The following is an 11475-nucleotide window of genomic DNA, read 5'->3' as shown; positions in this document are numbered from 1 at the left end:
AGTAATCCACTATATTGCGGCAGGCTGGCGTCGGGCGGCCGATTATAGTGGAGAAATCCACCATATTATGCCGGGCTAGTGCTCGATGACCAATTGTAGCGAAGAAATCCACTATATCGCGTCAGGCTGGCGTCGTGCGGTCGATTATAGTGGAGAAATCCACCATATTGTGCCGGGCTAGCACTCGGTGACCATTTATAGCGGAGTAATCCGCTATATTCTCGCTTTTTCATACTCATGCGGCACTCCGAGCACCGGATGTGTCGATTGTACTCGCTTTTTCATACTCATGCGGCACTCCGGGCCTCAGATGCGGCGTATTGTGCTGGGCTAGCACTCGATGACCAATTATAGTGGAGGATTCCGCTATAACATGCCGCCCCCCAACACAAAGAAAACTGCCGCACTCGCAGGATCCATCATAATCGGATCCCCTCGAGTTGCAGCAGTCTTATGATATGCCTATGCCGATGCCGATACCCTCTTATTCCTCCGCCACACTCTCGCCCAGCTTCAGCTTCGTCTTCTTGAGCTCGCCGTCCCTGTAATACGAAATTTCGATGGAATCGCCGATCTTCTTCTTCGAGTAGAGATACTTGCGCAGCTCCATCGTCGTTCCGATCGCATGGCCGTCGAAGTCAACGATAACGTCGTTGAACTGCAGACCTGCCTTCAACGCCGGGCCAACGGCCTCCAGCACGATGACGCCTGCCAGCACATTGTCTGGCAGCTTCAAATCCGAAGAGGTCCCGCCGGCTTCTCCTTCGCCGCCGTCAGGCTCCTCGCCATCCTTGCCTTGCTCTGCTGCACCCTCGGAGTCCTCAGCGCCAGAGCCGGAGCCCTCCTCTTCGCCAAGCCAGCCCTCGGGATCCTCGCCGAACAGATCGCCGAGATCGCCCATATCCTGCTGGCGCCAATACTGCTGCAGATCCAGCGTGTATACGCCAAGGTAAGGACGCGAGACAAAGCCTTGCGCCATCAACTCCTCCAGCACGGGCATAGCCTTATTGATGGGAATCGCGTAGCCGATGCTTTCGACGCCGAAGTCGGCGATCTTCATGCTGTTGATGCCGACGACGCGGCCGTTGAGATCGATCAGCGGTCCGCCGCTGTTGCCTTGGTTAATGGCAGCATCGACGCGAATGACCTCCTGCTCCCAGTCGATAACGCCGTTCTGATTAAGAGAGACGGGCACGACCTCTTCGATAACGCTGACGACGCCCATCGTAATGGACTCGCCCAAACCGAGCGGATTGCCGATCGCCATAACGAACTCCGCTTTGCGAAGGGCCGAAGAATCGCCAACCTCCGCTACCGTGTCGATGCCTTTGTCGTCGATCGCAAGCACGGCCAGATCGGTGATCTGATCCTCGCCGACAACGCTCGCTTCCCGTATTTCGCCGTTCGTGAGCACGGCACGCACCTTCTGGGCGCCCGCTACGACGTGGTAATTGGTTACGATGTACGCCTTGCCGTCCTTCTTCTTAATGATGACGCCGGAACCCACTCCCGCTTCCCGCAGGATGCCCTCGCCTTCCTTCGCGTCGTCGCCTTCCAGCTTCTGACCTCCCAGCCCGAAGCCGAAGAGCTGCTCGTTAATAATGCTGACAACGGCTGGACTCACCTTGGCCGCGGCATTGATAGCCCGCTCCGACGGGTCGCCCGTCGCTACTAGTCCGCTCGGCGTCGAGCCGCCCATGCCGCCTCCGCCTCCCGGAGCGCTTCCGAAGCCCCCGAAGACCGCTCCAAAGATCAACGTCGCCGCGACAGCGCTCGTGAACGATGAGATAAACGCGATTCGCACATTCGACCACTTGCGTTCGCCGCTTCTGTATGGAAACCTGGAGTCCTCTTGCCGGCTTTGCCGGACGGTTCGCCTGGACACCTTGGTGGAATAAAAATCGTCGTCGAAAATGCTCATCGGAATCGCTCCTCTCCTTGGAACCGAACCTTATCTCTTTTTTCATAATCTAGGAATGTTTTCGGAAGAAATGACTAAAATAATAATAGATTAGAGGTAGCCGCAACAACATTTTTTTACACTAGGAGAGATGTTCATGAAACAAAGCACGCCCGCCGCCTGGGAGCAGGTACAACTGGCGGCCAAGCTGGCCGACCTGAAGGATGACCATTACCGCACGGTACTAACGCTGAGCGCCATGCTGGAGCTCTTGATCGACAAGGGCTTGCTGTCCCGCGAGGAGCTTACCGTCAAGGCCGAACAGCTGGACGAGCAACTGGAGAGTCTGATCGCCGCTTCACTTCATCCCATGGCGTAGGACGGTCATGGTATGTATGACGCAGCGGGAACTCCTCCTGCTTATAAAATATTCCGTGATTCTCCAATATAGAATTGACCGTGAGCATCGCCAGATCCATTTGATTATGATCCAGACTAAGATGGGCCAGATACACCCGTTTCGTCCGGTCGGTCATCAATTCCAGCAGCGCCTCGCCCGCCGCCACGTTGGACAAATGGCCCACGTCGCTTAAAATGCGCCGCTTAATATTCCATGGATATCGGCCCATGCGAAGCATCTCGGTATCGTGGTTGGACTCCAGCACCAGCACGTCCGAATCGATAATTTGCCGTCTCACCTTCTCGCTGACATAGCCGAGATCCGTCGCCAGGCTCAGCTTCTCGCCATCCTCTTCGAAGCAATAGCCGACCGGCTCCGCCGCATCATGCGAGATCGGATAGGACTGCACCTGCAAAGAGCCGAAGGTCAGCGCTTCGCCGGACTCCATAATCGTCCGCTTCTCGGGTGCGATCGTCCCGATTAGTCGTTCCATGGCTCCCCAGGTCGCTTCGTTGGCGTAGATCGGAAGCTCGTACTTCCGCGCGAGAGCGCCCAGTCCCTTAATATGATCGGAGTGCTCATGCGTCACAAACAACGCATCGATCTCATGGCAGCCGATACCCTGCATGCGCATAAGCTCCTCGAGCTTCTTCATGCTTAGCCCGGCATCGATGAGTACCGTAGCCCCATTTCCCTGCACGATCGTCGCATTTCCCGTCGAACCGCTTCCAAGTACTGTAAATCTGAGTCCCAAACCGTCCAATCCCTTCTCCTGCTACCCATTGGCAACACTGATATCGCGGGCTACATCGTTCGCATTCGACGACCTCTGCCCTATCCCCAAGCCAACTTATCCTCTTCCTATTATACCTCTATCAATCTCATATCTACTAAGTAATTTGAAACGGTATCTATGAAAAAATCGCATGAAATATTAGCAGGATTGGACTCCTTCTATCTAACCATGTGGAGCCCGTCTCCATCCATACGAACTTATTCCCAATTGGATATGCTGCATGTCTCGTCTTGCTCCCTCTGGTCCGGTCGTCTGACGTCTATCCGCCAGACTTGGCGCCGCCTTCCGCGTTTCCATCTTCCGCGCCGTCCGTCGTTACTTCGCCGCTTATGGCGTGAACGTAAAAGATCTTGCCGTCCTCCAGCATCACACGCCAAGACGGCGCCGACACCTGCTTCTCCGAGTCGAAAATTTGCCCGTGATAACCGAGCTGAATATCCGTGATAACGGACCCTTCCTTTAAATACGTCTCGATCAGGCTCGCCACGACCTTGGCCGCGGGCAGCACCTGCTTCTCCTCGCCTCTGCCGATCAGCTCGATCCGATCCTGCAGGTAACCCGTAATCTTAAGATTGCTATTGTACAGCTCCAGCTTGACGTTGAACATAGGGCGCCCGTCGACCATCCGATGATGGACGAATACGCCTTCCCTGCTGTTGTGCAGATCGTACACATAATGCTCCAGCTCCGGCACTTCGTCGCCGATTGCCCGAATCAATCCCTGCTTGTTGAAGTTAAGCGCGCTGTCGACAGGCGTCTCAAGTTCCGTAGGCTTAGACTTCTGATGGACATCGGAATGGAGCAGATACGTCAAGTCGCCCAGCTTCGGCGTATCCGACGGCAGGTTTGCCGATAACGTTATCCGCTTCTGCTGCATCAGCACCACCTTATCCTGCGGCAGCTCCGCCGAATTCACGTTGGCGTCCAGCTGCTCCCGAATATCGTTCCACAGCTGATAGCCGAGCAGCACATTCAGCATCAGGAACGAAATAATCAATACGCTCTTCGCTCTGCCCCAATCCAATCTCCATCACCTCCTGTTTCTGTCATGCCGTCCCCCGCAGCTATCCCTCTCCGAATAACTTATCGATAGCCGCTCTTTCTAGACGCTGCCAATGTTCCAGCCTCGCCGGAAGGAGCCGCGATTCCGCTCGCGGGAGGGTCTGCCGCCAAGTCTGTTTCCCCGTCTTCGCGAGCCGCCTCCGAGTCCCCGAGACTGCCCGGCTCTTCTTCCTTCTCATTGCCGCCCTGACCCGTGGATCCAACTCCCCCTGACACTCCTTGTCCGGAAGCGTTGTTTCCTGCGCTCGCAGCGGCACTCCCATTCCCGGCATCCCGATCAGAGCTTGCATCCTTACCCGAGCTTAGGTCAGCGACAGAGTCTCCGCCGCCATTACCGAAGCGATCAGCGACAAGCCCCGACAACCCTCTGCCGGTCAAATTACCAGCGGTCGTGCTGCTTTCGATGCCGTTGCTCTGTCCGACCCGATCCGTCCGGGCCCCGGCACCGCTGGCTACACCCTCGCCACCAGGTAGTGCATCCCGGTTATCCGCAGACGCATCCTCCGAGTCGCCCGCTGCCTCCCCTTCTCCGCCAGCTCCATTGCCGCCTTCAGGCGGCTTGGCCGGAGGCGAATATCCGACAGGATACGCGTCCGCCAACACTTCTTCGGTGCCGTCGGATAATCGGACAGCCCATACAGGATCCAAGCGCAGCAAGTCATCCTCCATCGGCACAGGCCGCAGCGCCGGAAACAGCGCCGTGATCTCGCTTCGCCGTTCGTAACCCTTCAGTCGCTGCTCCAAATTCTCTCCGCCAGGCAGCCAACGCACCTCGCGATTCTGGGCCTGGGGCTTCAGCGTAATCAGCGATCTCGAATATTCCGTCACGACGCCTTGTTGCAGCGTGAGCTGAATTTGGCCGTAATTAAACGGGCTGTTGCTTACGATCGGGTACTGCTCCACATACTTGCGGAACGTGACCAGCTTTTGCTCCCTGTCCGCTGTCGTGCCCACCAAGGCGTGAGTGCCATCCCAACCGCCATGCTGATTAATGAATTCCACCGAAGCATATACATTCTCGCTAAGCAAAACTTCGCTGCTCTGCGTCGCGGCCGGGTTCGTATAGTTGATCCACAGGCCGTTTTGCTCCACCTTGAGGCCGCGCTTGCCGTCGGTAAAGATCTGCGACCCGCTGCGATCGACGATCGCCCTCGTCGTGCTGGGATCAAAGAACAAGCTTCGCTGCATCTGCTCCGGCGAATACGTCTCATAAGGGAAGGTCATCGCCGTCGCCTGCAAGGACTCCTTCGGCGCGTACAGATCATCCCCCACCATCATATACTCGGGCAGATGCTGGCCGAATCCGACATAATCCTGCACGTCGCGCACGGTCAGGTCGGCGCGTACCGACTCGTAGACGATGCCCTCCTCGCTGCTAAAGAAGAAGGTACGGATCTCCTCCGTATCCGTTGTCTTAAAGATCCAGATCCGATCGATGCTGTCGTTAAGAAACAACAGATCGCCTTCCAGCTTCAGCAGCTTCTGCAACAGATCGACGGCGACGCCGCTGCCAAACCGCAGCTCGATGCCGATGTCGTTTTTGCGCACCTCGTTCCAGTCGATCAGCGTAATCGGGCTGCGCTGGAAGCCCTTGAACTCGCGGCCGATCAGTCGTTGCTTCAAAATCATTTCGTAGAACTGCGTATCCGGATAGATCACCGTATGCCGATCATCGCCCATATGGATAATAAGGTCATCGGGGAAAATGGTGTTCTCCACGTGAGACTGCGTACCGAGACGCTCCGTGTTTACGTAATCTTGATCGCTTCGCACCGTGGCGCCAAGTCTCGGCATGCTATAGGCAAGCAAGTAGCTCTGCAGCAGGCTGAGCGCTACCAGCACGATCAACACGCCCGTCTTCATTCGTTCCATCATTCGGGATCGCCTCCTTCCTGAAGAAGAGGAAGCGTAAACGTCACTTTCGACCCCTCGTTCAGCTCCGAATACAGCGCAATCGTACCGCCGTGCGCCCTCACGATTTCCCGGGCAATGGACAGGCCGAGACCGGTGCCGCCCATATTGCGCGATCTTGCCTTGTCGACTCGGTAAAAGCGGTCGAAGATGCGCGTCAGATCCTTTTTCGGAATGCCGATTCCGGTATCCTTGACGCTGATCTCTATCGATCCGCCATCCGCCGTTCGCCGCGCGGTCAGACCGATCTGTCCGCCGTCCAGCGTATACTTGATGGCATTGGATATGAGATTGTCCAGCACCTGGTCGATCTGATCACGGTCGAGCCAGGCGTTCTTGAGTCCACGCTCCACGCCGACAGTGGCGGATATCGACTTCTGTCGCAGCTGAAAGGAGAAGCGGTCGGCTACTTCGTCCAGCATGTCGTGGATATTCGTCTGCCGCCTGCGAAGCGGCGCCTGATTGGAGTCCAGACGCGACAGATGAAGCAAATCCGTTACAAGCCGTATCATGCGCTCCGTCTCGTTGCTGATGACGCCGACGAAACGTGTCGACAGATCCCGCTCCTCCAGCGCTCCGTCGCCGAGCGCTTCGGCGTAGCTCTTGATCGTCGTGAGCGGCGTACGAAGCTCATGCGACACATTGGCGACGAATTGCCGGCGCGACTGCTCCAGCTTCTCTTGCTCCGTGACGTCCTGCAGCACCGCAATCATGCCGGTGATCCCCTTGCCTCTGCGATGGATGGGCGTAAACGTAACCTTGAGCACGGAGTCTCCGGATTCGGCGAGGCCGGCATCTTCTTGCGGTCCGCGGTTCAACACAATCGTGCCGCCGCGTCCTTGCTCGAACTCCGCCAGCTTATCCGGCGTAAGGATGAGCAGCTCCGACAGCTTCGCGTCCTGGAGCGTATCCACCTCGAGCATCTCCAGCGCACGGCGATTCCAGACGATAATAACGCCGCGCTCGTCCGCCGCAACGACCCCGTCGCTCATGTTCGACAGGACGGAGACCAGCTTCTCGTTCTCCTCTTCGTTCGCCGACAACGCTTCCTTGAGCCGGATGGTCATATCATTAAACGCCATGCTGAGCCGCCCGATCTCATCATCGCCGAGTACCGGCGCCTTTAGATCGAATCGTCCATCCGCGACCGCCTCCGCCTGACGCGTTAGTCCCTGGATCGGACTCGTGATCGTATGGGCGAGCAAGATGCCGAGTACGCCCGTCAATCCAAGCGCGATCAGCGTACCCGAGAAGAAAATCTGGTTGACCCGATTTACCGTCTCGTACAGCTCCGTCATCGACGCGACAACGTAGACAGCGCCGACTACCTTATCGTTATAAGTGACGGGCAGCGCGATTCTCTTCTTTCGCGTATTGTCTTCGTCGATAATCTCTTCTTCGTTATCGGGAATGTTCTGCAGGGCGCGGCGAACCGCAAGCGAATTGTTCTTTTGCCCAATATTCGACTGATGGACCTGCAGCGACGTCGCGACGACCTTACCGTTTGCGTCAAGCACTTGTACCTCGGCCCCGCTGATGCTGAACAGATTGCGTACGACCAGATTAAGATCCTCCGTCGTGTTATCGGCGGAGTCTCCATCGCCTTCCTGATTGGGGAGCAGGCTTGGAGCCGCGAACTTGGCCAAAATGTCGGCCTGCTCCTTCAGATTGTTCGTAAAGCTCGTGATGAGCGAATTTTTGACCGTGCTGATGAAATACACGCCAATAAGCTGCATCGCTACCAAAATGAGCAGCAGATAGATAATGACGAGCTTGACCTGAATCGTTCGGAAGAAGCTCCGTCCCTTCATCCGTACCCGAAGCCTCCCGACTTCGGATTGCGCATCATGTACCCCAGCCCGCGTCTCGTCATAATGTATTCCGGACGGCTGGGATCATCTTCGATCTTCTCGCGCAATCGTCTGATCGTGACATCCACCGTACGAACGTCGCCGAAGTATTCGAAGCCCCATACCGCCTGAAGCAGATGCTCCCGCGTCATGACCTTGCCGCTGTTGCGCGCCATATAATGCACCAGCTCGAATTCGCGGTGCGTCAGATCCAGCGGCGCTGCATCCTTGTACACGACATACATGTCGGTATCGATAAACAGGTTAAACAGCTTGAGCCCGGTCTGCTCCGCATGCGGATCTTGACTGCCCTCCGAAGCCGCCGCGCTCTCGGACTGCTTGTCATTTTTCGTCTGCCGCCGCAGATGAGCCTTTACCCGGGCGAGCAGCTCGCGCGTGCTAAACGGCTTCGTGACATAATCGTCCGCGCCCAACTCCAGACCCAGCACCTTGTCGATCTCCGTGTCCTTCGCCGTCAGCATAATGATGGGCATATGGAGCTTCGTACGCACCTCGCGGCACACATCCATGCCGTCCTTTACGGGCAGCATCAAGTCTAGCAGCATCAGATCTGGCTGTTCTTCGAATGCCAGCCTGACGGCCTCTCCGCCGTCGAATGCGCAGATGACCTCGTATCCTTCCTTCTCCAGGTTAAACTTCAATATATCTGCAATCGGCTGTTCATCATCGACCACCAAAATTTTACCGTGCATCGTTTACACCGCCTGTCGCTTGTCCAATAGATAGTTGCCCTTATATTCTAACATACAGGGGCGTCACGTTCACAATGAAATTCCCCTACAGGCTGGCAATTTATCCTTCTCGTCCATCCTGTAACTTCCATGCAACCAACCTCGCCTATGCATCGTCTACAATAGAAGAAGCACCCCGGGAATCGTGGCTCCCAAGATGCTTCAAATATGGTCGTATTGGATATATATACTATAAGTACTTCAGCGGATTTTGGATCACGCCGTTCTTATGAATTTCGAAATGAAGATGAGTGCCCGTGGAATTGCCCGTATTGCCCATAATGCCGATGGAGTCGCCCTTCTCTACTTTGTCGCCTTTGCTGACTTTATACGAGCTGAGATGCGCGTAGACGGTCTTGAATCCGTTCTTATGGTTAATAATAATGGTCTTGCCCGTGCCTTCCTTCGTGCCGACGAACTCCACGACGCCATTGTCGGCCGCCATGATCGTCTTGCTGCCGATGAGATCGATGCCGTTGTGCATCCTTCCCCAGCGCTGGCCGAACTTGCTCGTCAACCTTGCACTGGCTATAGGATAGCGGAACTTGCCCGTGCCTTCGTCCAGCACGACCATCGTACCTTTTTCGATGACGGTAGCGATTGGCTCCTTCAATACTTCTTTTTTTACCAGTTCCTCGGAGACGACATAACCGTTCTCCTTTTTGATGCTGTACGTAAGCCGCTGTTCGCCCTCTACGCCTTGCGTAATGGTTTTGGACTCGCCTACGCGCATCTTCTCGTTTTTCGTATACTCGACGGGAATTGCAATCTTCTCCAGCTCCACCAGGCTCTCGGTCGTCACGACCGTCAGCTCCGGAAGCTGTACGGTCAAGTCCAGCTCGTCCCCTATTGTAATCTTGTCATCCTTGATCCACTTATTATTTTCGCGGATAAAGTCGGACGTTATATCGAACTTTTGCGCGATGCAGCCGATGCAATCGCCTTCTTTCACGACATATTTGGTCGGCTTGGTGCTGCCCGTAATGATCTTTTTGTAGATATCGTCCGCATTTGCAATCTTCGAAGGTTCCGTTTCGATCTGCTCGATCGAAACATCCTCTACAAAGGTTACATCCGTGACGACGCGTCCCGGCTTCGTTAAATCCGGCTCTGCCGCCTCTGTTGCTTTGGCATCCTTGTCGTACGACAACGTCGTAACCGATCTGCTATCCTTCTTGGCCGCTGCCGCCAGCTCAGGCGCATACTTGCCCTGAACGCGCGACAGAATGTCGTCCGCCGTTGCCTGGTCCTTTACGACTCCGATGACGTTGCCGTCTATAACCACTTCCACGCCTACCGCATGCGAGGTTGTTGCGCCAGCCAGCTTCGCCAGCGTAGCCTCCGTCTCCGGAACAGCCTTAAAGCCGCTGCCCTCGACGTATGTAATTTCGCCGGTGTCCACTACCATCGTAATGTCCGGATTGGCTTGCTGCACCTCTTGCGTCTTCGACGCGATCCACTGCTCTACTTCGTCTTGCGTAGCTACCGTCCCTAATTCAACGCCATCTTTATATACGTGGTAGAATTCGAATGTATTTCGTTCTACATATTGCGAGTATTGCTGGTAACCGATAATGCCGGCTACTGTAAGCAGAATTGCCGCGCCGCCGATCAGGCCGGTCGTCTTCTTCCGCCAGAATGGGGTAGAAACAACCAAGTCTGCGGTCTGGTGTTCGGTCTTGCTATCCAAGCCTTGTGAGCCCTTACGTCGAAAGTAGCGGGTCGAATTCTCCCATACCTTCTTCATACGACTCATATCCCTGAAACCGGTCATGATAGTCTCCTTTTCGCATCGCTTCTAAGAGAATCGCGCATTAAAAATAGAAAAAAGGCGAATAATCCCGTTGGATCACTCGCCTAATACTTTAACACAAGCCTAACAAATGGAGCAACCGTTGCCATCACAACGTAATATTAATATTTTTTCAGAATGCTCATCATATCCTCATACTCTTTCTTGTCGAGATGCTGTGCCATAATCTGTTGAATGTTGGTTAATTCGCGTTCTGTAAGCCCTTCCTCCATGTATGCGGAGATCTGCTGCAAGGACTCCTGGGGGAGCTTCGCCATCAATAATTCGAACAGCTTATTTTTGTCCTCGTCGCTTATCTTATCCTTTGCCTCCGTCAACTCGTCCGTCGTCAGCGCCGTCTCCGTCCCGTCTACGCCGTCCGATCCCCCGATGCCTTCCAGCGTTCCGCCGTCTGCGATAGCCCCGCCATTCTCGCCCTCAGCGCCTGTGCCGCCTCCTTCCGGCGGCTCGACGCCTCCAGCCGCGCCGCTGCCTTTGCCTACGCCGACATCGGTAAGAGGAGGCTCCTCGATCTGGCCAAACGCCTCCTGGGCTCCGTCGTCTTCCGCTGAGCCGCTATTCTCAGCCGCGAGATCCTCCGAATCTCCGTCCGCTTCCGAACCGCCTTCGACGCCGCTGGCGCTCTCTACGCCGCTCTCCTCCGCCGTCGTATGCGGGTCCGAGCCCCACAGCTTGCCCCATACGCCCGACATCGCCATAGGCGGCACTTCGATCGGCAGCTCGTATTGCTTTAATATGGATTCTACATAACTCGTTACGATATACCCCGTCGTCCAGATCGACAAAAAGCTGATAATTAATCCCGCGGCCACCAGCTTGGCGATCCACGCCAATCCTCTAAACATCCTATCATCTCCTAAGCCGGCTCCAGGCATCAATCTTAGCATCTGCCTCTCGCAGCCGTTCATTCCTTTCTACCAGTATGGTCAAGGTTGAGAGAGGACATTCCGCATTCCGCCTTACAGGAGAAAAAAAGCCATTGTCTAAAGGA

The 11475-nt window shown here is 55.5% G+C and carries 9 protein-coding genes; 1 reads left to right on the top strand and 8 read right to left on the bottom strand.

All coding sequences use genetic code 11. The features are described from left to right. Positions 1-484: 484 nt before the first annotated feature. On the bottom strand, positions 485-1921 hold the full coding sequence (locus PAT3040_RS13700; RefSeq protein WP_108993126.1) for a S1C family serine protease: 1437 nt from the start codon (positions 1919-1921) through the stop codon (positions 485-487). A 136-nt stretch (positions 1922-2057) separates the two neighbouring features. On the opposite strand from PAT3040_RS13700, the gene PAT3040_RS13695 reads away from it, so the two are divergent. Then, a complete protein-coding gene (locus PAT3040_RS13695; protein ID WP_108993124.1) occupies positions 2058-2279 on the top strand; it encodes a hypothetical protein in 222 nt (73 codons plus the stop codon). On the opposite strand, the gene PAT3040_RS13690 is transcribed toward PAT3040_RS13695, so the two are convergent. The 7 genes from PAT3040_RS13690 to PAT3040_RS13660 all read right to left on the bottom strand — a co-directional run bounded on the left by PAT3040_RS13690 (position 2212) and on the right by PAT3040_RS13660 (position 11329). After that, positions 2212-3054: an MBL fold metallo-hydrolase gene (locus PAT3040_RS13690; RefSeq protein ID WP_087568512.1), complete on the bottom strand. Its 843-nt coding sequence runs from the start codon at positions 3052-3054 to the stop codon at positions 2212-2214. The two genes, PAT3040_RS13695 and PAT3040_RS13690, sit on opposite strands and share 68 nt — an antisense overlap. Before the next feature lie 301 nt (positions 3055-3355). Further along, positions 3356-4120, bottom strand: coding sequence for a two-component system regulatory protein YycI (gene yycI / locus PAT3040_RS13685; RefSeq protein ID WP_087568476.1), 765 nt, complete (start codon positions 4118-4120; stop codon positions 3356-3358). A 59-nt stretch (positions 4121-4179) separates the two neighbouring features. Further along, the gene (locus tag PAT3040_RS13680; RefSeq protein WP_108993122.1) at positions 4180-6033 is read right to left on the bottom strand and encodes a YycH family regulatory protein; all 1854 of its coding nucleotides are present in this window, start codon (positions 6031-6033) and stop codon (positions 4180-4182) included. Further along, the gene (walK, locus tag PAT3040_RS13675) at positions 6030-7880 is read right to left on the bottom strand and encodes a cell wall metabolism sensor histidine kinase WalK (RefSeq protein WP_087568478.1); all 1851 of its coding nucleotides are present in this window, start codon (positions 7878-7880) and stop codon (positions 6030-6032) included. The genes PAT3040_RS13680 and walK overlap by 4 nt, the downstream gene beginning before the upstream one ends. After that, positions 7877-8632: a response regulator YycF gene (yycF, locus tag PAT3040_RS13670; RefSeq protein ID WP_087568479.1), complete on the bottom strand. Its 756-nt coding sequence runs from the start codon at positions 8630-8632 to the stop codon at positions 7877-7879. Before yycF ends, walK begins: the two co-directional genes overlap by 4 nt. A 229-nt stretch (positions 8633-8861) precedes the next feature. Continuing rightward, entirely contained in the window at positions 8862-10418 is a 1557-nt protein-coding gene (locus tag PAT3040_RS13665) for a M23 family metallopeptidase (RefSeq protein ID WP_181376604.1), read from the bottom strand. A 167-nt stretch (positions 10419-10585) separates the two neighbouring features. Then, a complete protein-coding gene (locus PAT3040_RS13660; RefSeq protein ID WP_108993119.1) occupies positions 10586-11329 on the bottom strand; it encodes a hypothetical protein in 744 nt (247 codons plus the stop codon). Positions 11330-11475: the final 146 nt, after the last annotated feature.

It is taken from the genome of Paenibacillus agaridevorans (assembly GCF_003112455.1).
Classification (GTDB): Bacteria; Bacillota; Bacilli; order Paenibacillales; family Paenibacillaceae; genus Pristimantibacillus; species Pristimantibacillus agaridevorans.
The sequence above is the reverse complement of the archived record's forward strand: the minus strand, read 5'-3'. Positions and strand labels throughout refer to the sequence as shown.